At 55.2% G+C, this 19,652-nt stretch carries 18 protein-coding genes and 1 tRNA gene; 10 read left to right on the top strand and 9 right to left on the bottom strand.

Translation table 11 applies throughout. The annotated features are described in order from the left end of the window. Positions 1-111 precede the first annotated feature (111 nt). The 5 genes from ACZ1HM_RS16630 to ACZ1HM_RS16610 all read right to left on the bottom strand — a co-directional run bounded on the left by ACZ1HM_RS16630 (position 112) and on the right by ACZ1HM_RS16610 (position 4,662). Positions 112-1,758: a Hint domain-containing protein gene (locus ACZ1HM_RS16630; RefSeq protein ID WP_472743765.1), complete on the bottom strand. Its 1,647-nt coding sequence runs from the start codon at positions 1,756-1,758 to the stop codon at positions 112-114. Then, entirely contained in the window at positions 1,746-2,459 is a 714-nt protein-coding gene (locus tag ACZ1HM_RS16625; protein ID WP_472743764.1) for a hypothetical protein, read from the bottom strand. Before ACZ1HM_RS16625 ends, ACZ1HM_RS16630 begins: the two co-directional genes overlap by 13 nt. Positions 2,460-2,873: 414 nt before the next feature. Further along, positions 2,874-4,160: a DUF6538 domain-containing protein gene (locus ACZ1HM_RS16620; RefSeq protein ID WP_472743763.1), complete on the bottom strand. Its 1,287-nt coding sequence runs from the start codon at positions 4,158-4,160 to the stop codon at positions 2,874-2,876. 71 nt (positions 4,161-4,231) lie between these two features. Beyond that, positions 4,232-4,429, bottom strand: a complete 198-nt coding sequence (locus ACZ1HM_RS16615; protein ID WP_472743762.1) for a hypothetical protein — start codon at positions 4,427-4,429, stop codon at positions 4,232-4,234. A 2-nt stretch (positions 4,430-4,431) separates the two neighbouring features. Next, entirely contained in the window at positions 4,432-4,662 is a 231-nt protein-coding gene (locus ACZ1HM_RS16610) for a hypothetical protein (protein WP_472743761.1), read from the bottom strand. 15 nt (positions 4,663-4,677) lie between these two features. On the opposite strand from ACZ1HM_RS16610, the gene ACZ1HM_RS16605 reads away from it, so the two are divergent. The 7 genes from ACZ1HM_RS16605 to ACZ1HM_RS16575 all read left to right on the top strand — a co-directional run bounded on the left by ACZ1HM_RS16605 (position 4,678) and on the right by ACZ1HM_RS16575 (position 12,117). After that, positions 4,678-5,109: a hypothetical protein gene (locus ACZ1HM_RS16605; RefSeq protein ID WP_472743760.1), complete on the top strand. Its 432-nt coding sequence runs from the start codon at positions 4,678-4,680 to the stop codon at positions 5,107-5,109. Between the two features lie 433 nt (positions 5,110-5,542). Then, on the top strand, positions 5,543-5,893 hold the full coding sequence (locus ACZ1HM_RS16600) for a thermonuclease family protein (protein WP_472744649.1): 351 nt from the start codon (positions 5,543-5,545) through the stop codon (positions 5,891-5,893). A 675-nt stretch (positions 5,894-6,568) separates the two neighbouring features. Continuing rightward, a complete protein-coding gene (locus ACZ1HM_RS16595; RefSeq protein ID WP_472743759.1) occupies positions 6,569-7,936 on the top strand; it encodes a hypothetical protein in 1,368 nt (455 codons plus the stop codon). Between the two features lie 134 nt (positions 7,937-8,070). Then, a complete protein-coding gene (locus tag ACZ1HM_RS16590) occupies positions 8,071-8,439 on the top strand; it encodes a hypothetical protein (protein WP_472743758.1) in 369 nt (122 codons plus the stop codon). 131 nt (positions 8,440-8,570) lie between these two features. Continuing rightward, positions 8,571-9,014: a hypothetical protein gene (locus tag ACZ1HM_RS16585; RefSeq protein ID WP_472743757.1), complete on the top strand. Its 444-nt coding sequence runs from the start codon at positions 8,571-8,573 to the stop codon at positions 9,012-9,014. Between the two features lie 1,665 nt (positions 9,015-10,679). Then, positions 10,680-11,291, top strand: coding sequence for a hypothetical protein (locus ACZ1HM_RS16580; RefSeq protein WP_472743756.1), 612 nt, complete (start codon positions 10,680-10,682; stop codon positions 11,289-11,291). Further along, positions 11,224-12,117 carry a primase-helicase family protein gene (locus ACZ1HM_RS16575; protein ID WP_472744648.1) on the top strand — a complete coding sequence of 298 codons (894 nt, stop codon included), beginning with the start codon at positions 11,224-11,226 and terminating at the stop codon, positions 12,115-12,117. The genes ACZ1HM_RS16580 and ACZ1HM_RS16575 overlap by 68 nt, the downstream gene beginning before the upstream one ends. A 210-nt stretch (positions 12,118-12,327) precedes the next feature. Here the strand turns inward: ACZ1HM_RS16575 and ACZ1HM_RS16570 are convergent. The 3 genes from ACZ1HM_RS16570 to ACZ1HM_RS16560 form a co-directional block, all read right to left on the bottom strand. Further along, positions 12,328-12,402: transfer RNA gene (locus ACZ1HM_RS16570), tRNA-Gln, on the bottom strand. Positions 12,403-12,483: 81 nt separating this feature from the next. Then, a complete protein-coding gene (locus tag ACZ1HM_RS16565) occupies positions 12,484-13,779 on the bottom strand; it encodes a mechanosensitive ion channel domain-containing protein (protein ID WP_472743755.1) in 1,296 nt (431 codons plus the stop codon). A 214-nt stretch (positions 13,780-13,993) separates the two neighbouring features. Beyond that, on the bottom strand, positions 13,994-14,983 hold the full coding sequence (locus tag ACZ1HM_RS16560) for an NADPH:quinone reductase (protein ID WP_472743754.1): 990 nt from the start codon (positions 14,981-14,983) through the stop codon (positions 13,994-13,996). 54 nt (positions 14,984-15,037) lie between these two features. Here ACZ1HM_RS16560 and ACZ1HM_RS16555 point away from each other — a divergent pair, with 54 nt between their 5' ends. Further along, a complete protein-coding gene (locus ACZ1HM_RS16555; protein ID WP_472743753.1) occupies positions 15,038-15,943 on the top strand; it encodes a haloalkane dehalogenase in 906 nt (301 codons plus the stop codon). A 253-nt stretch (positions 15,944-16,196) separates the two neighbouring features. On the opposite strand, the gene ACZ1HM_RS16550 is transcribed toward ACZ1HM_RS16555, so the two are convergent. Beyond that, complete coding sequence (locus ACZ1HM_RS16550) at positions 16,197-16,664, bottom strand: SH3 domain-containing protein (protein ID WP_472744647.1); 468 nt, start codon at positions 16,662-16,664, stop codon at positions 16,197-16,199. Between the two features lie 155 nt (positions 16,665-16,819). Between ACZ1HM_RS16550 and ACZ1HM_RS16545 the strand changes: the two genes are divergently transcribed. Beyond that, positions 16,820-17,806, top strand: coding sequence for a 2-hydroxyacid dehydrogenase (locus tag ACZ1HM_RS16545; RefSeq protein WP_472743752.1), 987 nt, complete (start codon positions 16,820-16,822; stop codon positions 17,804-17,806). 67 nt (positions 17,807-17,873) lie between these two features. Then, positions 17,874-19,649, top strand: coding sequence for a gamma-glutamyltransferase (gene ggt, locus ACZ1HM_RS16540; RefSeq protein ID WP_472743751.1), 1,776 nt, complete (start codon positions 17,874-17,876; stop codon positions 19,647-19,649). Positions 19,650-19,652 lie beyond the last annotated feature (3 nt).

Raw genomic sequence — 19,652 nt, 5'->3', positions numbered from 1 at the left:
TACGCTAAGTTCGAACGAAGGCTAATAGACGTTTGATCGGATACCGTTTGCGTAACACTCTGATTGTTTTCGATGCTACGTTCCGACTAAAAGCTATCGAGCTTGCTCGACCTAAAACTGGGTGCTGAAGTTGTGAATTGCGCCGTTACTCAAACTAGGCACCATTGGTTTAGCGTTTTTCTGATGCCGCTTTGCTAGATTTCGCGCCATGGCACCCTTGGGGATGAACCTGCACGGACTTGGACAATAGTCCGCTTCCTCCAGCTCTGGAAACAGCTCCAGGATCTCAGCTCTTGAATTTGGACTTACAGACTTCAGCGCTTCAGGCCCGACAAAAAGGCTTTCCGTGATTGCGCCATTTGAGATCACCAACTCATGTTTATCAAACAGAAAATGGTAATAGGTGACATGTCCGATCACCTGTTCTATGTCCACACCATCAAGACTTAGAAGCTGCTTAGCTGCGACGATGATCTCAGACTGGCCAAACATTCGTTCAGCAATCTTTGAGTTTACAAAGATCCGATGCTGTGGCGAAACCAGCAAATCAGACTGAGGCATCCGATCACCCAATGATCCGGCAGCAATTCTGATCGGCCGCAGATGGGACAGGTCGGTGGAACCTTCGAACGATAGCTTCATCGAACCGATCCACTGCAATGGCTTTTGGCCGCTGTCGACCGTCCAGACGCGGTCGCCAACTGCCAGGTCTTCGACCGCTGTCAATCCTCGTTCTGTTTGTATCAAAGTACCCTCAACAAAACACACTACGTTGAAATTAATCGTTTCGAAATTCTCAAAGGTGACACTGCCGATTTGACCACTCTCATCACCAGATGTAATTGAGAAAGATCCGTTCTGTTCGCCAATCCCCAATAAGGCGGATAGCTGCACATCCTCTGTCGGTCCGAAGGCCACGGGTGGTGACCCATCCGATGGTGTAAAAACGCCGACGGCATTGTCGTCTAATCCACTAACCTCGTCCGCTGAAAATGTGCCCGAGAACGAGACCTGGTCTGTGGCCCCACCGTTGCTTTCGCTCGCTACGAAATTCTCGATGCCATCGTACGTATTCTGGTACCCATCAGATCCAGAACCCGACCCATCAAGGTCAATATCAAATGCAAAACCCGATACATCCGACCCTGCGATTTCCATCGTATCGTTACCAGAGCCGCCGATGAACGTGTCGCCGATACCGTCGTCAAAATTCGCGAAAAGGATATCATCACCGTCGCCGCCATCAAGGATATCAGTGCCGGAGCCGCCATCGAGAGTGTCGTTGCCATCACCGCCTTCGAGGGTGTCGTTTCCTGCGCCGGCTTCGATCGTGTCGTCGCCACTACCTCCGTCAATGGAGTCGTTTCCTGCGCCTCCATCAATGGTATCATTGCCTTGGTCACCAGCAATAACATCAGCGCCTTCGCCACCTAGGATCTCGTCATTGCCAACGCCACCATCGACTGTGTCGTCACCGGTCCCCCCAATTAAGCTATCATTTCCTCCATCCCCATCGATTTGGTCATTACCCTCACCACCGTCAATTGTATCATCACCTTCAACACCTTGTGCACTACCAGTCACAGAATAATTGGGGCCTGGTGGTGTCCCAAGCATTGAAGTTGTTGTCAGATCTTCCACAGCACCGTCGGTATCTGGTCCGGATATCGTCGCTCTGAGGATATCACCACCACGGTTCTCCCAATATCTGATTTGGATCGTGTAGGTCTCGTTAGGGTCGAGTTCTACTTCCCCCACCGTGTCGTTGAACCTTGATGATAGTCGTTGTTCAGGTAATCTCTGACCCCTCCAGTCTGGTTAGAAAATTGCAGCGGATTTCCTGACGAGTCGAAGATTTGAACAGTCGATCCATCGTCAGATGTTGTTGTCAGCCGGTAAGTGCCACCTGAGACCGTATTTAGGCCAGACGTATAGATTACGCCAAAATCTTCGGGATTACCTGTAGTTCCCCGCATCTCATTAGTTAGCTGGCTTTCGTTGAAGTCAGTGACGTATCCCGAACCTGTGCTAGTTCCATTCTCAACATCAAATGCTTGACCCGCACTGCTAGAGAAGTCGTAATCAAAAGTCTCAAAGTGCCAAGTGCCCTGTGGACCTGCGTCACCATGCAGCACATCGTTTCCAGATCCGCCGGATACAACGTCGCTACCAAGACCGCCTGTGAGTGTGTCACCTGATGATCCGCCGGTAAGCATATCCGAAGCATTTGAACCTGGATTGCTACTATCATTCGTGGCCATGCCGTAAACCTCATTGCTCGGGATAAACCGTAGTGCGGTCGATCCCTCCAAATAACGCGCTCGTTCTGAGGCTCGTAATTCAATGACATTCAAGTTGGGCGCTACTTTGACAAAACAAAGAAGAATTCGGCCATTTGCCGCAGCGGGTTTCCCGCAATATGTGATGCGATCAAGCGGTAACTTACGAAAAGCAGCCATTGGCGTACCTGCTGCAAAAGTTGGAAATGTTTTGCAGAGTTGACCTCTAACACCACTAACATCGAGCTACTGCAGCGAATGACCGGTCTGGCGAAACGCTAAGCGGCGCTTGATGTCAGGATGAATGGCCGGTTTGGGCCGTCAGCCCCATCAAGCCCCACACCCGCTGCACCCGTAGCACCCGCAAAAAAATAGCGCCCTCACCCCCGGCCAGCGCGATGCTAGCCGGGGAAGGTTCTTATGTAGGGTAGCTTTTGTTCACGACGTAGTCCGCCAACCACTGCCAGTAGTACTGAGCGCTGATGAAGCCCTGATCTCTCGCAGCAACGTCCTCAGCTTCAACTCGGCTCAGGCCACCATCATACTCTGCAATGGCAGCCCGTTCCTCGAATGCCTCGATGTCAGGAGGCACCATCATGACGGCAACCTGATCTGGTCGATGATCCCACGCTTCTGCTCATCACTGATACCAGCCGAGTAGATGCTATAGGTGATGCCGTTCTCAGACCGGGCCGACTTGTGACCCACCAACGAAGCAGTGAAGTGCTCAGGAACACCCGTTCGCTCACACTGGGTGATGAACCACTTCCGACTGCTGTGGAAGACCAGTCCCGGCCGCTCGATCTTCAGTAACCGGCGCAGCTTCGCGAACTGCTTCGTGACATCATTGACCTTCAGGTTCGGGAAGAGTGGGCCGTTGACGGGCAAACTATCCAAGACCGGATCAAGTTCAGCATGCACAGGCACCTGCCGCTCTGCTGCCTCAGTCTTCAGCAACCGCTGATCATTGGGCCGAACTTGAAAGAACCGCCCGAGATTGCCCTTGGAGACAAGATCTTCCCTGAGCAAACCGGCGGCTTCCCCGGCCCGCATCCCGGACAAGAGGCAGACCATCAAGACTGACCCTAAGACGGGATCATTCTGCTTGAGGAGCGCCTTTACTTCTGCGTCCGTCGGGACGGCGTAAGGCGACGGCTTCACCTTGGCTTCAAAGCGAACCGAGGCGAAGGGGTTGGTGTCGATGTCCCCCTCATAGACACACCAATCCAGCCAGTGCTTCACCTGTGACCAGATGCGCCGCTGGGTCCGCCCGGTGATCCACCTCCCATGACCCTGTGACCACGCGACAGAGGCATCCAGAGAAAGACCTTGTGACCGCTTCGATTTGCCGAGATAGGGGCTCAGCTGCCCAATCAAGGACAGGAATTCCCGTCCGTGGTCCCGCGAAAGCGCTGTCAGCGTCTGGTCTCCGTACTTGGAGGCAAAGAGTTCCAGAGAGTACCGGACAGACTTGAAGCCACCGGGCCGAAGCTGACCTTGCCGGAGCAGCAGGTACGACCGGACTGACCGACTGACTGGTGCCGTGGGCCTTACTTTTCCCGGATACACAAGGGCCTCAGAGTGACGCAGAGTGGCACGAAGAGAGGCAAGAGCTTGTTCCGATGGGGTGACCCATCCACTGGCATCACTGATTGCTGTCTGTGCCAGAGAGGCAGCCCCTGACAGAACCTGCTCAACGGTCTCATCGTAGCGGGTATTGACCTCAGCAGCCCGTTTCCGGGCCACCTTGGCATCACTGGTTTTGAGGGACTGCTTGAGGGCTTGTTGGCCAAGGACGGCAGCAACTTCCTTGGGGTAATTGCGACGATAGAGCCACGTCTGACCTTTCAGGTAGGCATAGCGAATGGTAGCAGAAGACATAGGTCCTCTCCTTTCTAGGTAGAATTGATTGTTGGGATTGGTGGAGGTCAGAGGCCGAGCGCCTCTTCCGATCAGCCGTCGGCGCGGCTGTGGACCCTAAGGATCAAGTCGTGGGCGGGTTCGCCGTAGACGCCCTCAAGGGGGCCTGAGATCGAATAGCCTGTGATGCAGTCATCATAGACTTCCCAGACCTGAAACAGGTGCTCGGGCCACTCGTCGAAGGCACGAATGACCACGACGTCGTCTTCCTTGAGATTGAAGGGATCCATGATCAGGCCCTCCGGAACAGCAGGTCAGGAAGGACGAAGCCAGTGACCAAGCCAACAGGTATTGGAAAAGCCACAGGCAGGATCACGTCCGGCAGGATCGCCATGATGATCAACACGGCGGCGATAGCCTGAGGCACCCCGAAGGTCAGGCTGAACCGCGTCTTGAGCAGGTGAGATAAGGCAAGCCGAACGCCGACCCCAACTGCGAAGAGCAGCGTGAAGGTAGTAAGCATCTATAAATCTCCAAGATGAGTTTCTTTTCTATAGATGCTAAGAATTTCGCAGTTTTGGGGTTGTGCTTCTTCCAGAGAAGAGTAGAAGAGCGCTCCCCAATTACCGGGGGCAGCAAGGAATGCCAACAAAGAGTCACCCGTGCTCCAAGGCCTCCTGAAGTAAATATCGTCGGTCACAGCACACGCATTTTCAGCGTCGACCGGCCTAGCGGGGAAAATTTTGAGGGAAAAATTATGAATACTATAAACGAAGAGTACAACGAGTTCGAAATCATCTGTCTCGATGGATCTTGCGCCTACTTCATCAACAACTCCGGAGGCGGAATTGGATGTGACTTTGAAGAGTTCGAAGAGCTATCTGGATACGGTCTGGCGGATTTGGATCGAGCTGACAAGGGGCGGTATACGATCAGCATCCCAGTGCCATCAATTCCGTTTCGAAGTTAATCGCGTAGTCAGGGACCTTAGTGAAGTAAACCCGATCCAGCCACGAAAGCACGGCAATGGCGCACAACCCGTGTATTGCTCGGGGTAATCTAAAATTCGGCCCATCCCAATCAGAGACGATTGGGGTGGGTGACTCTCTTATGCAGCTTTAATCAGTCCACTCCTCTTTCGTCGATCAGAATCTGCCACTCCCCAATTACGGGGCACGCAAGGTACGCAAAACACTAACCAGCTGTTAACACTGCATTGTTAATCTTCGTAAATGGGTCAACGTGTGCATTCTGCTTTGCTTTTCTTTATGAGCGCTGTTTATGTTGCAGCCTTCCTCTATGGCGTCGCCCTGCTCTTTGGGTTGCAATAACCCTAGAAGGGCATAGACTTTCGTTCCCGAGGTCAGACCGAAACTCAGGAGGCAACATTGCTTGGCACAATAATGGCATGCGCACTCCTGAGCGCTTATGATGGTGATACCATTCGATGCGATGGGGTTAGCCTACGCCCGATGGGCCCCGGTGAACCGTTCAGGTCCGGATTCGACACTCCAGAAATAGGACAGCATGCAGACTGCTCACGGGAGTTGGCACTTGGCATGCGCGCAAAAGAACGGACAGAAGAACTGATCGCCGTTCCGGGTGTCCGGGTGATCGACAGCGGCGCGGTTGACCAATATGAACGCCCTCTCGTTTGGGTCGAACTGCCCATTGGGAAAACGCTGGGCGAGGTCCTCCTGTCTGAAGGGCTAGCGCAACCTTGGCCCAACAACGGCAACATTTGGTGCGAATGAGCGCTGAGCCGTCGCCAGCGAAACCGATCACGCTTAAAACTAGCTGCGTATTAGCCTTCTGTTTAACCAGAATAGGTACACTTGGTGTGTTAGCAGTCGTTTGTACAAGCTACACAAAAGTGAATTGGCCCCAGTGAGAGCTGGGGTCTTTTTTGTATTCGGAAAAAGGCCGCCACGCAGCCGACAACACAGATGCAACCAGTGCGAGTCATAGTATGGAAGAGGCCCTCAAGGAATTGTTGGGTAACGGTGCGACATCAAATCTCAATGAGAGGCTTACTAAGCTCTATCAGTACACAAAAAGCAACGAACGTGGTCACAAAAGACCGGAAATAGTCCTGCAATAACTATATCACCTGCAGAGACTACGAAGCACGAGTGGTCAGCCCGTTACGTGGGCTGCAATTGGTGCACAAGCTGCAGAAGGGGTGTGATGGGTGTAACGGGTGCGGGGGTTGTCGCTTCAGCCGGGGGCGCACGACCCTTTCGCGGCTCGCCCGGCGTCTCAGGAAGCCTGATTCCAATAATAAAAAATCTTTGCTGACCTGAAAAATTCAGCGGACGATCTCACTGTGGCTAAAATCCACATTCCGAACAGGCGTTTACATAGTTCCACTTTGATCGACGCAACAAGTTTAGGTAGCCTTGCTCAACCGAATTTAGGCGGGGGAAGAAGTGAAACGTTGGATGAAAAGAATCGGTGTGGCTGTAGCCATTATCGTTGCCCTAGTTGGCCTATTCGTGGGCACTATTTTTTTCTTTAGCTCCGACGAGCGCGAAATCGCTCGTGAATTTCTACTAGAGCTGTCTTCAGCAGACTATGAGGATTTGTCTAGGAACTGGCGTGAAGACTTCAAGGCGGATCTTCCAGAAGAGCGGTTTCGTGAGGAATTCGGAGCCTCTCAAAAATACACTTCCGTTTCGTTCAAGGGAGTTAGTGTCCAAGCGAACGGCCCCACTAAACTCGTTGGCACTGCTACTACCGATCTTGGTTGCACAACAAACGCTACTTTCTCAATATCAAAAGGGAAGATCTTCTTCCTCAACTTAAAACCTCTATGTCGCAGCATATTCAACGGGAAAAGCACCGTAAAAATAGAGTTGGATATCGCGAAAGATCTCCTCGCAGCTATTGCTACAAGCTCTTATGAGCAAGCCAGTCAGCATTGGGTGGAAGATTTAAGGAGCACTGTGACAGCGCCCCAATTTGCAGGCATGGTAGCGGGTTCCGAAGCATTAACCGACATCAATTTTACACTTATAGAAACTTTTCAAGATGGCAAAGTACGCATCGGTGGCACAACGACGACCGAGCGACTTTGTAAGAGCCAGTTTGCCATAATTTTGCGAGATGCAAAGATCACGGAGTATACGGTTCAACCGATCTGCAGAGAGCCAAACACATTATCTGATGATGAATTTATGACATTGACTCGTGAATTTATGGCGAGCCTTGGGAATGGACCATATGATGAAATGACCAAGAATTGGCATCAAAGTATGAGGTACCAGCTTACGTCAGAATCTTTTGCACAACAGTTTGGCGGAATAGGCGACTACACGGGAAGCCTCGATGGATCGTTAGAACATAAGGATGACGGGCGGACAGTTTTTTCCGGGACTTCCGTTGCAAGTTCTGGATGCAATAGTGATGTATCGGTGGTTTTTACCCAGAACGCCGTCATGGGATTCACAATAGATCGTATGTGCTTTGATGCAAACAAGCTGACTTCAGATGAGATTGAAGATATTGCGCTTGAATTCCTGCGAGACCTTTCATCCGGAGACTTTATTGCTAGCATGAAAAACTGGCACCCCACTCTACTCGCAAATGCAACCACTAAGGACTTAGAAAATAAATTTGGTGGAATTGCGGTTTTTGAAGACATGAGAATCCTGAAACACGTGAATGAAGTCGGACGAGGCGCAAGGCTGGAAGTCGCAGCTACGACGGGAAGTGGATGTAGAAGCACTGCAAACCTCTGGATTACTGGTGATAAGATTCGGTCCGCTGGCCTAAAGCCGCTTTGTCACGAGGACTGAGTCTGTTTGTGGGAATTCAAGTGGCGGTACCTTGCGCGGTGCGACAGGCCAGTCAATTAGACTACTGCGGAAATAGCCTTTTGTGACAGTTGAACGTAAAGCGCTTTTTCAGAACGAAACCTAAAGGAATATATATGAGAATATTGATGGCGATTTTACTTCTTGCGTTTGGCAAGAGTGTGCTGGCTGATCCAATTACGATTACGTGTAGCTACCGAGACGGAGATGGGGAAGATGCTAAGCTGCAGTTCACAATCGACCCTGATGAAGGCTTGCTTACCAATTCGGCAGTCTCAATGGAGCCAAGCATCCCGGCTCTCGATGTATCTGATGACTTTTGGTTCTGGCAAATATCGGTTCAGCAAAACTCGTTCTATCGATCTGATTTCCTAGCGATTAGCCGGAACGGCAGATTCTGGCTGGCGTCGTTTTTGGATCTACCGGGCGCTGAGAGCGATGGCCCGCAGATGATCGGGGGAACGTGCCCGACCATTCCGCGGTAATTTTTTGGCACCCAGTCCGTAGGTGGAGACCTCTATCACTTAGTCGTCTCTTGGCAGGTACGGCTTGGGCCCTTAGAATATCACCGTTTTGGTGGAAAATGCATTGAAAACAGAGCTTTGGAGGAGTTGAAGTGGGACAGTCTGGCAAGGACATCGAAAAGCGCCTTTCTGCGATTGAAAAACAGCTGAAGCAGATACTGAAATTCGAAGGCGATTTGGAGCGCCGTGTTAAGTTTGTGGAGGAACGCGGCAAGGTCCTTGCTGATAGTCTGACAAAGGGCAAAGACCTTGAGAAGCTGCTGGAAGTACACCAACGCAAGATGATGCGGGAGTTCGAGCAGGGACAAAAAGACAGTTGGGAGCGGCAAAAAGCGACAGAACGTCGACTGGATATTCGGGAAAAAAGAGATCAGGCCTTTGAACGGGAGAACCAGAAAGAACACGAAAAGAACCGCAAAGAAGCAGAAAAATACGCCGACGAACAGTGGAAGCATTGGGAGAAACAGCGACTTGACACGCGTTTGGCAACACTTGAAGCAACTGTAGCCGCGCTTCAAAAACGCAGTGGGAACTAGTGGATCTCTGGTATGCAATTTTCTATTCTCTATGCTAGTCGCTCGCGAAATCTGCACCTTTGACCGTTTAATCATCGTTCGCACAGAATAGGTCACTACCTTTAGCGTTGCGAGCCGTCGGCATGACATTCCACCCTTTCCTTGAAAGTTGCCAAGCAGCGTAATGCATTTCCGTGTTACAGGTTGCTTGTGCAGATCGTACATCCTTTAGACCAACCCTAAAGAGAGAGACCTTCTTGAATTTCGCTACTAACCCTTAATCAGAAAGGGGCAACAACGCAAACCAGGGCCAAATTGAGGACCTTCTGAAAGAAGAGGCGCTTTCGAGAGGTATTGAAATTGAATGATCTCGCTCACCGCTTTCCAACCTAGGTGACAACAGTAATCAGTTATGCCGCAGGAACTCCGCTGGCTTGCCGAAACGGGTGCCAAGTTTGCTGGACTGCCCGAAATGAATGCTGCGCAAACGCTGTCGAAACCTCCATTGGCAAAGCTGGTTTGCGCCCGGATCAGTACTGTTTCTGGAGGCCCAAGCAGTTTACCTGCGAGCTCCCAATCCCCGCTCTGCCCTTGAAGCCTCATCCTACTCCCATCCCCCGACTTCCCGCCCCCTGCCGAACGGGGAGAACGGGTGTTACGGGTGGCGGTAGTTTGTGGTCCATCACTGCCAGTCTTGTGTGCCGCTCCCTGCACCTGCCTTACGTTCTGTTATTATTGTTCTTTCTATTAGTGATGATCTCTTACCATGGATTACCCTAGATAGAGGCCCTGTCAGGCTCCCCAGACTGGGTATCCCCACACCCGTTCCACCCGCTGGACCCGTGTAGGCCCCAGTGCGTGCCCCTCTCAACGAAAGGTCCTAGCTAGGGGTGAAGCAGCGGTGAAGCCGCTGTCTCTGAATCTCGGGTCGGACGCTCTTTTTGGGCGTCTGACAGCACCGGCGAAAGCCACCCCTTTTGAGGGCCCCAACTACCGCCCGGGAATTGTGGTCATCATCATAAAAATGCCCCCAAAAGTGCCCCCTTTTCCCGACTGCCTCCGCTAAGCCCAAGAACAGGATCGGAAGGGAAGGTCTCCTACCATCCCAGCCACTTCTTCCTTACATGACCATTGATGCGCCTGAGTGATGCTCTCGTGCCAGAAATGCCCCCGAAAATGCCCCTGTTCGAGCAATCGACAGAGTGGGTAACTCCCGACACATGATCACGGACGGAAACGGGTACAACGGGTGTTATGGGAGTTGTCCCTTTCGGGGTTGCCCAGAGCCGTCCCCGTGAGGACAGCTCTGAGCTATAGTTAGGTTAGGCGACTAAGCGGATATTATAGCCGGGTTGCTTATCGATGGCGTAATCGTAACCATCAGGTCCCGTTACGCGTCCCCGGTGGACAGTGTAGCCCGGCTTTACCCAGATGGAGCGGGCGTAGTTTCTGGATTCTGGCTCTTGAATTGTCGCTTCACTATGCGTAGAGGTTTGACTCCCATTAGGCATTGGCCTGCGAGTGTAAGCTCACTTCCCTACAAAGCACTGGCTTAGCGGCATGGCCGCAATCCCATTAACTCGACGACTCAATTTTTGTCCGAGCCGTCATCTGTTTTTCGGGGCTGAAGATCGAACAGATATACAAGATTTTTCGGCTCCGAGCATATTGTAAGGAATTTTATAAATGAAAGATCAAGATATTGATAATAAAAAGGAAAGCACAAATGTTATTCTGGACACTCAAAAGGAGGCCACCAAAGGAAAATCACCTTCCTCTTCGAAAAATGAGGACCTGTCGATTAGCGCCGTCAGTGAGGCCGTAGCTGGTCAGTTCGTGAAGAGTGAAGACAAGTACCTGCATGTCGATCATCTTGGACGTAAGCTGAAATACGGTGATGCGGTCACCATTGCCAAGCGGATCATTCAAGACGACTTCCCTTTCGAGCATGAGCGCCCGGAAACGGTTAAGAAGATCATCAATCGGGTTTTCTCGGATAGCGCAACACACTCGATCGCGTTGTGGGATGGCATGACACGCTGCGCTCCATGCAACAACAATCGCGTATTGCGTGGTCGGTACATGGCAACGATCAACACTTGGCAGCAGCCTGAGTATCGGCTCCTCAGTGTGAAGGACGCGGATATGAGCATGTTCATCAGGTTCCTTAAGAAGACCTTCATCTATGAGGCCGACTTGATCCTGTTCCTCGGACTGGCTTTCTTGGTCGCTGCAGAACGAGGCTCAGAAGCCAGGCTTTGCGCCTCTTCTGTACTCTCGGGAAAAGGGCACTGGTAAGAGTACGCTTTGTCAGGTCACGACACAGCTGTTCGGCAGAGCCAACACGCATGCCATGAACGGCGTCACCCAGATCACCGGGAGGTTCAATAAGCCCCTTCTCGACAGCAAGTTGTTGGTGCTGGAGGAATTGAAACTGAAGCCGACGTCCAACCAAGGCAACGCTCTGAAGACTCTGATCACCGAAGAGGATGCAACAGCTGAACGTAAAGGTGTGGACATCGAGAAGACCAAGCAGTGTTGCTGCTTTGTCTTTACGACCAATCACCTTCCCCAGTGGATCGAAGGCAATGATCGTCGCTTCCACGTGATCGATATGGGGCATAACGGGCATGCTTCCGGACCGGACGCCGATGAGTTCGCCAAGTTCATGACGGAGTTCTACGAGTGGATGGGCAATCCCGAGAACATCGCCAAGGTCTACAACGCTCTGATGCAGCGAAAGCAGTCCGAAGGCTTCAATCCGAAGGCTCTAAATACCTCCAAAATCGATACTCCTGTCATGAAACAGATCAAAAGCACTTCAAGAGAGACGTTGCAACAACAGCTTTCGGAGAAGTTAGAGGACGATGGTCGCGGTGCGATCCCACAAGGAAAACTGATCGGAATTCTCCAAGATCTCCGTATCAATCCCAATCGCCTCAGTCACATGATGCCCGATCTCGGTTGGCAGTTGGAGAAGGCTAAGTGGGGCGGGAAAGACTACGCCCGCTCCATCTGGGTAAAGCCGGGCTACACTGTCCACCGGGGACGCGTAACGGGACCTGATGGTTACGATTACGCCATCGATAAGCAACCCGGCTATAATATCCGCTTAGTCGCCTAACCTAACTATAGCTCAGAGCTGTCCTCACGGGGACGGCTCTGGGCAACCCCGAAAGGGACAACTCCCATAACACCCGTTGTACCCGTTTCCGTCCGTGATCATGTGTCGGGAGTTACCCACTCTGTCGATTGCTCGAACAGGGGCATTTTCGGGGGCATTTCTGGCACGAGAGCATCACTCAGGCGCATCAATGGTCATGTAAGGAAGAAGTGGCTGGGATGGTAGGATTCGAACCTACGGTACACTGTACCAAAAACAGTTGCCTTACCACTTGGCTACATCCCAACGTGTGGGGGTATTACGTCTCTGCTCGTCGCAGTGCAAGACCCCAATGCCAAAAAACCTACTCTTCTGATGCATTCAAATTCAGCAGATCGTTGCGGGCCAGTTCCGCGCGTTCCTGGTCGACGATTTGCTCCAGCTGTTTTTCCTCTGTCGCATCCACCTGTTGCACCGGGGCAGGGGGGACGTTGCCGGTTTTGACGCCGTGGCAGGTGGTTCTTGTGCGGTGAGCGCATTGCCGTGCAGGTTTTCGATCCGGTAAGTTGGGACCGGGGCAGCAAGGCCTGCGTGATCAAGGGCTGCTTGGGTCAGGCGGATGGCCTCAGAACGGGCCAGCACGATGCTGGTCTCATTTTGATTGATCCATGCGGCCATCGACAGCGTGATCCAGAAATCATCAACTGATTCCACCCAGACCGACGCCTCTGGCGTTTTCAGCACAAAGGGCAGCGCTCTGAGCGTGTCTTCGGACAGATGCCTCGCCTGATCCAGATCCGCGTCTGCGGCCACGCAGAGCGCGAAAGTAAAGCGGCGTTCGGCATTGCGCGAAAAGTTGACGATGCGGCTTTTGAACACGGTCGCATTGGGGATGCGGATGTGGTTGCCATCAAAGCTCAGCAAGATCGTGGCGCGGCTGGTCAGGCGGATGACTTTGCCGGTGTCGCCGTTGATCTCCACGGTGTCATTGGGGCGAAAGGGTTGGCGGATCGACAGCATGATTGAGGCGATGAAGTTCTCAACCGTGTCGCGCACCGCAAAACCGATGGCCAGGCCGACGATACCAGCCGCCCCTAAAATACCAGACAGCAGCGCCGTGGCCCCGACGATGTCCAAGGCAATGACCAAGCCGCCGACGATGAAAATCAGCCGCACGATCTGGCGGTAGATGTCTGCGATGAAGGCGTTGGGCGACAGCCTGTCCCAGAGCCTTTGCCGCCGCGCCAGCCAGAAGCCGAACCAGACCACCAGCAAAAACACCGCAAAGGCGATCAACGCCAAGGGCAGAAAGGCAATCAGCTGCGTGCTGCGGGCCAGAAACCGGTCAACGGCGGGGTTCAGCCGCTCCACCACATCCGTGGTCTCAACCACCTCGTTTTCGATGGCCACCACGCCTTGCACGCGGCCCACCAGTTCATTCAGCCGAGCGGCGGTCGGGGCATCCAATGTGGTGCCCCGCAGGGTCACAATCCCCGAAGAGACCGTGACGCTGACATCGTCATAGCCTTCCAGCTCCCCCAGGATGTCCCTTATGCGGTTGGCGATGGCGGCATCGGCGGTGGCGCTGTCTTCGACGGTGATAGCACCGGTGGGTTGATCGGTGCTTTGGGCAAAGGTTGAAAGCGGGAGTGTCAGGCACAACAGAAGGATAAAAAGGCGCATCGGAAAATCCATTGGGTTGAATGCCTTCAACCTAGGAGGAGCGCGCCTGCCAAGTAAAGCCACGGCGCGTGTCTGGCAGTTGTTTTTAGCTGAGGCACCGGTAAGAGGCGCTGAGATCGCCGCCGGGAGATGCGCCCGCCGCACCGGACCTGTCGAATGTCAGGGTGCTTTGCATTCCATGATGCGTTCTAAACCACCACTCGTGCATTTCGCCCTAGGTCTGGCAATCCAGCAAAACCGCCCCGCTGCGCCCGCCTGCTTCAACGGCACGGTGTGCGGCAGCGGCCTCTGAAAGCGGTAAGATCTGCTCAACCGGGCAGGTCAACGCGCCTGCGCTCAAAGCATCATGCAGCGCGATGATGCGTTTTTGCCGCTCTGCCAGGGGCAAGAGATAGATCAGGATAATGTCGATCGTGACGGCTTTGAACAGCAGCGGAAAGAACGGAAGCGCCGGTGTCATGTCCTTGGCTGATCCGTAGACTGCAAGCCGCCCATTGGGGGCTATAACCTCTGCATCAAGCGCGATATTGACGCCAAACTCCACCTCAACCACCGTTGGGATCAGCGCGCCGTCGTTGGCCGCTAGGATGTGCTGGGCTGCATCTGCGGCACCGTAATCAATAACCGCATCCGCGCCTGCCGCCTTCACACGCTCAAAATCCCGCGTGCTGCAGGTGGCAATCACCTTGGCCCCGGCCCACTTGGCCAATTGCACCGCCAACAGCCCCACGGTGCCAGCGCCGCCGTTGATCAATACGGTCTGGTCCCTGATCTCACCGCCGCCCAGAACCGCCTCGGCTGCGGTAAGGCCGGGAATGCCCAGCACGGCACCGGTTTGGGCGCTGATTTCAGCGGGCAACGGTACAGCCATTTCTGCAGGCAAGGTGATCTGGCTGGCGGCGGTGCCAAAGGGGCGCTGCCACTGACCGTTCCAAATCCATACCGGCAGGCCTTTGCGGGCGGCATCCACACCTGGACCCACTGCTGTGATCACACCTGCGCCATCACTGTGGGGGATGATCTGATCAAAGACGGGCCGGTCCATGCCAGGCCGTCCCATGCGGGATTTCACATCTGACGGGTTCACACCTGAATACTGCAGCGCAACCTGCACCTCCCCGGGGCCAGGCACCACATCCGGCAGTTCAACGTAACGTAAAACGTCCTCTGCCGTGCCGAATGCGGAATAGGTGATTGCGCGCATGAAAGAACCTCGTACCCTTTTGGTTTCAGACAACCTGACCGAAAGGACCAGATCATGCAATTCCTGCGCACCGATGACAGCCGTTTCGAAGCCCTGCCGGATTACACTTTCGCGCCGCATTATCTGACAGTGGATGACACCGAAGGCGGCAGCCTTCGGGTGCACTACATCGACGAAGGCCCAAAAGACGCGCCACCTGTGCTCTTGATGCACGGTGAGCCGTCGTGGAGCTATCTCTACCGTCACATGATCCCGCCGCTTCTGGCCGCAGGCCACCGGGTTGTTGCCCCGGATCTGATTGGCTTTGGCCGCTCAGACAAACCAACTGAGCAGGATGATTATACCTATCAGCGCCACGTGGATTGGATGCTATCGGCGTTGCGGCAGATGGATCTGCAAGACATCACGCTCTTTTGTCAGGATTGGGGCGGGCTGATCGGGCTGCGCCTGCTGGCGGCTGAGCCTGCGCGTTTTGCCCGCCTTGTTGTCGGTAACACCGGCCTGCCGACGGGGGATCAAAAGCTGGGGGCCGCCTTTGAAGGATGGCGCGCGTACAGCCAAACGGTTGAGGATTTCAACGCAGGCCGGATCGTGCACGGTGGCACCACAACAAAACTCACAGAAGCTGAGATTGCCGCCTATAACGCGCCTTATCCCGATGATCGCTACAAAGCCGGCGCGCGCCGTTTTCCGATGCTGGTGCCTGCGTCGCCAGATGATCCTGCCGCTGGGCCGAACCGGGCCGCATGGGAGGTTTTGCAGGGCCTGGATTTGCCGGTGCTCACGCTTTTTGGTGCCGATGATAAGATCATGGCGGGGGCAGAAAAAGTGTTTCAAAAACTCATGCCCGGTGCCGCAGGCCAAGATCACCAGATCCTGCCCAACGCAGGCCATTTCCTGCAAGAGGACGTGGGCCCGGACCTTGCCCGCCGCATCAACGTGTTCATCCAAGGGGTGTAAACGCCCCCTATGTCAAAAACAAAAAACCACTCACCTAAACCAATCGCGCAGCCCCAAATGAGGGCAGCGCACCCCCAGCTTCATCTTTCCTCTATAACTCAAACCAAACACCAGCATGGTCCCCAACACCAGCGTTCAACTCATGCTCAAAGGGGGCGGCCCCTCGGGTCAGTCCCCCTTAAATCTCACCTAAAATCAGAAACGCACGACCGCTGGCCCGCCCTAATGCGCAACAGCGCAAAGACAGATTGCCCTAGTCGCGCAGCTCATCAGGGCTCACGCCCCACATGCGCACCTTGGGGGCCCAACCGCGGTAGCCGCCTGCGCGCAGCTCGCACCATTCCAGCGTGCAATCGCCCAACCGTGCCACCACGCCCGCTTCCAGCGCAGCCGCCACCGGGGCCTGAGGATCGGGGCGGGCGTGCAGGGTCAACATGTCCTGTTCAACCAACACCGTGCGGGTGCCAGAGAGCAGCGAATAATGCACCCAGCCGCCCATGCCATCGCGGTCTTCGACGCGGCGCCAGTGGCCGTGTTCTGCGGTGATCCTGAGCGGCATGTCGCGGCGTTTGAAGACCCAATCGATACGGTGGGTCAGGCTGGGGCCGCGGCGCACGTTGCCCTCTGCGGCCTTCATGGAAACGTATCGCGGCAGCGGCAGGTTGGTCACCGGGCCCACGTCATTGGCGCGCGCCAAAGGCGCGGGCAAACCCACGATCATCACCAGCGCCAGTGCGGCGCCCCTAAGACCCATACGAAACATGCCAGTGGCCTGCCTAAACTTCTGCTCTTTTGCGGCGCGGGTTCTTGTGCCTTGCGCCTGCATAAGACACCATGGCGGGCAGAGGACAGAAGGCCAAGTCTGGGAGGACCCAAATGTCAAAGAAACGCCTGAGTGTTGTCGTCACGCGACGGTTGCCCGATGCGGTCGAAACCCGGCTTTCAGAGCTCTTTGATGTGAAGCTGCGGCTGGATGACGTCCCGATGACCCGCACGGAGCTGACGCAAGCGATGAAAAACGCCGATGTGCTGGTGCCGACGGTCACCGATGAGATTGATGCGGCCATGATCGGTCAGGCGGGGGACCAACTGCGCTTGATTGCCAATTACGGGGCGGGGGTGGACAATATTGATGTCTCCACCGCGCGTCAGCGCGGTATTCTGGTGTCCAACACTCCGGGCGTGCTGACCGATGACACCGCAGACATGACGATGGCGCTGATCCTTAGCGTGACGCGGCGGATGTCTGAAGGCATGGCCAAAATGCAAAAAGGCGAATGGACCGGCTGGGCACCCACCGCTTTGTTGGGCGGGCGCGTCAGCGGGCGGCGGCTGGGCATCTTAGGGATGGGGCGTATTGGTCAGGCGGTGGCCAAACGGGCAGGGGCTTTTGGGATGCAGGTGCATTACCACAACCGTCGGCGGTTGCATCCTGAGATCGAAACCGGGTTGGAGGCCACCTATTGGGAAAGCCTTGATCAGATGGTGGCGCGCATGGATGTGATTTCCGTCAATTGCCCGCATACGCCCTCAACCTTTCATCTGATGAACGCCCGGCGGCTGAAGCTGATGAAGCCTGACGCGGTGATTGTGAACACCTCACGTGGCGAAGTGATCGACGAAAATGCCCTGACCCGGATGCTGCGCACAGGCGAGATTGCGGGCGCGGGGCTGGATGTTTACGAACACGGCACAGAGATTAACCCCCGTCTGAGAGAGTTGGCCAATGTGGTGTTGTTGCCGCATATGGGATCAGCCACGCTGGAGGGGCGTCTGGAGATGGGCGAGAAAGTGATCATCAACATCAAAACCTTTGACGACGGTCACCGGCCCCCTGATCAGGTTGTGCCGTCCATGTTGTAACGGTGCGTTCTCCCGCATTCCAAAGGCACCGCTCCCGATAAATCTTACCCTTCGAAAGGGGACCAAAATGCGCCATTTCATGACTTTGATTTTCTGTGGTTTGGCAGGCGCGGGGGCGGCGCAACAGGCCGCAGATGGTGTGCAACCAGAGGCCGCAAGCGTTGGGGCCTTTGACGCGATGCCACCCGTTTTCGCCCAGGCGCAGGCCGCCAAAGAGGCAGGTCAGCCGGTCACGGCGCAGAACTGGATGGTGGTGGCTGCGAACCCTCATGCGGTCAAAGCGGGGGCGGATGTGTTGGCAGCAGGCGGCACGGCTGCGGATGCTTTGGTTGCGGTTCAGGTTGTTCTTGGGCTGGTGGAGCCGCAATCTTCTGGCTTGGGCGGCGGTGGATTTCTGGTCTGGTATGATGCGGCCAGCGGCCAGCTTACCACGCTTGATGGCCGAGAGGCTGCGCCCATGGCCGCCACCCCGCGTCTTTTTCAAGATGCAGAAGGCCAGCCGTTGAAGTTCTTTGATGCGGTTGTCGGCGGACGTTCGGTGGGCACGCCCGGCACCCCTGCCTTGTTGGCAGAGGTTCATGCCCGCTGGGGCAATCAGGACTGGGCAGGCTTGCTGGCACCCGGCATTGATCTGGCGGAGGCCGGTTTCATCGTCTCGCCCCGGTTGGCCGGGCTTGTGGCCCGCGATCAAGAGCGCCTGTCCTCATCTGAGGTGACGGCTGCGTATTTTCTGCCTGAAGGTGCGGCGCTGCAAGCGGGTGATGTGTTGAAAAACCCCGCCTATGCCGAAACCCTGCGCGCCTTTGCGGCAGAAGGGGCGGGGGCGTTTTATGGCGGGCAGACCGGTAAAGATATCGTGGCCACTGTGCAGGGCGCGCGTAATCCGGGCCTGTTGTCGGAATTGGACATGGCGCTTTACCAGGTCAAAGAGCGCGCCGCTGTCTGCGCCCCCTACCGGGGGCATGAGGTGTGCGGAATGGGGCCGCCTTCCTCTGGCGCGGTGGCTGTGGGCCAAATTCTGGGCGCGCTTAATGCATATGACCTTTCTGCAGGGCCGCAAGCGGCTGACGTGCGCCGCCTGATGGGCGATGCCAGCCGGTTGGCTTTTGCCGATCGGGGGCGGTATCTGGCGGACAGTGACTATGTGCCGGTGCCCGTTGATGGGCTGCTGGATCCCGCATACATGGCCACCCGCGCGGGGGTGCTGGAGGGTGATCAGGCGCTCAGCGAAGTGGCACCGGGCAACCCGGCCTTTGATCACAGTCTGAACTGGGCGGATGATGAAAGTCTTGAGCTGCCATCCACCTCGCATGTCTCCATCGTGGATGCGCAGGGCAATGTGGCCAGCATGACCGCCTCAATCGAAAACGCGTTTGGGTCGCGCCAGATGGTCGGAGGATTTTTGCTGAACAATGAGCTGACCGATTTCTCCTTCCGCTCGCACCGTGACGGGGTGCCGATTGCCAACCGGGTTGAGCCGGGCAAGCGGCCCCGGTCGTCGATGGCCCCGACGATTGTGATGAAGGATGGTGCGCCGGTGATCGCTCTGGGCAGCCCGGGTGGTAGCCGGATCATTGGGTATGTGGCCCAGACGGTGGTGGCGATGATTGATTGGGGGCTTGATCCGCAAGAGGCGGTGATGCTGCCCCATGCGGTCAACCGGTTCGGCACCTACGATCTGGAGGAGGGCACCGCTGCCACTGATCTGGAGACACCGCTTGGTGACATGGGGTTTGAGGTGGCGGTGCGTCCGTTGACCTCTGGTTTGCATGTCATCGCGATTGGGGATGGCTTGCAAGGGGGTGCCGATCCGCGCCGCGAAGGCATTGCATACGGGGAATAGGGG

Source organism: Sulfitobacter sp. GN1-4, from assembly GCF_055693825.1.
This window is presented reverse-complemented; position numbering and strand designations above follow the sequence as displayed.

Excerpts from the sequence above, each read along its gene's own strand:
- ACZ1HM_RS16625 (WP_472743764.1), bottom strand. The coding sequence starts at position 2,459 with ATGGCTGCTTTTCGTAAGTTACCGCTTGATCGCATCACATATTGCGGG.
- ACZ1HM_RS16620 (WP_472743763.1), bottom strand. The coding sequence starts at position 4,160 with ATGTCTTCTGCTACCATTCGCTATGCCTACCTGAAAGGTCAGACGTGG.
- ACZ1HM_RS16615 (WP_472743762.1), bottom strand. The coding sequence starts at position 4,429 with ATGGATCCCTTCAATCTCAAGGAAGACGACGTCGTGGTCATTCGTGCC.
- ACZ1HM_RS16610 (WP_472743761.1), bottom strand. The coding sequence starts at position 4,662 with ATGCTTACTACCTTCACGCTGCTCTTCGCAGTTGGGGTCGGCGTTCGG.
- ACZ1HM_RS16605 (WP_472743760.1), top strand. The coding sequence starts at position 4,678 with ATGAGTTTCTTTTCTATAGATGCTAAGAATTTCGCAGTTTTGGGGTTG.
- ACZ1HM_RS16600 (WP_472744649.1), top strand. The coding sequence starts at position 5,543 with ATGGCATGCGCACTCCTGAGCGCTTATGATGGTGATACCATTCGATGC.
- ACZ1HM_RS16590 (WP_472743758.1), top strand. The coding sequence starts at position 8,071 with ATGAGAATATTGATGGCGATTTTACTTCTTGCGTTTGGCAAGAGTGTG.
- ACZ1HM_RS16580 (WP_472743756.1), top strand. The coding sequence starts at position 10,680 with ATGAAAGATCAAGATATTGATAATAAAAAGGAAAGCACAAATGTTATT.
- ACZ1HM_RS16565 (WP_472743755.1), bottom strand. The coding sequence starts at position 13,779 with ATGCGCCTTTTTATCCTTCTGTTGTGCCTGACACTCCCGCTTTCAACC.
- ACZ1HM_RS16560 (WP_472743754.1), bottom strand. The coding sequence starts at position 14,983 with ATGCGCGCAATCACCTATTCCGCATTCGGCACGGCAGAGGACGTTTTA.
- ACZ1HM_RS16555 (WP_472743753.1), top strand. The coding sequence starts at position 15,038 with ATGCAATTCCTGCGCACCGATGACAGCCGTTTCGAAGCCCTGCCGGAT.
- ACZ1HM_RS16550 (WP_472744647.1), bottom strand. The coding sequence starts at position 16,664 with ATGATCGTGGGTTTGCCCGCGCCTTTGGCGCGCGCCAATGACGTGGGC.
- ACZ1HM_RS16545 (WP_472743752.1), top strand. The coding sequence starts at position 16,820 with ATGTCAAAGAAACGCCTGAGTGTTGTCGTCACGCGACGGTTGCCCGAT.
- ggt (WP_472743751.1), top strand. The coding sequence starts at position 17,874 with ATGCGCCATTTCATGACTTTGATTTTCTGTGGTTTGGCAGGCGCGGGG.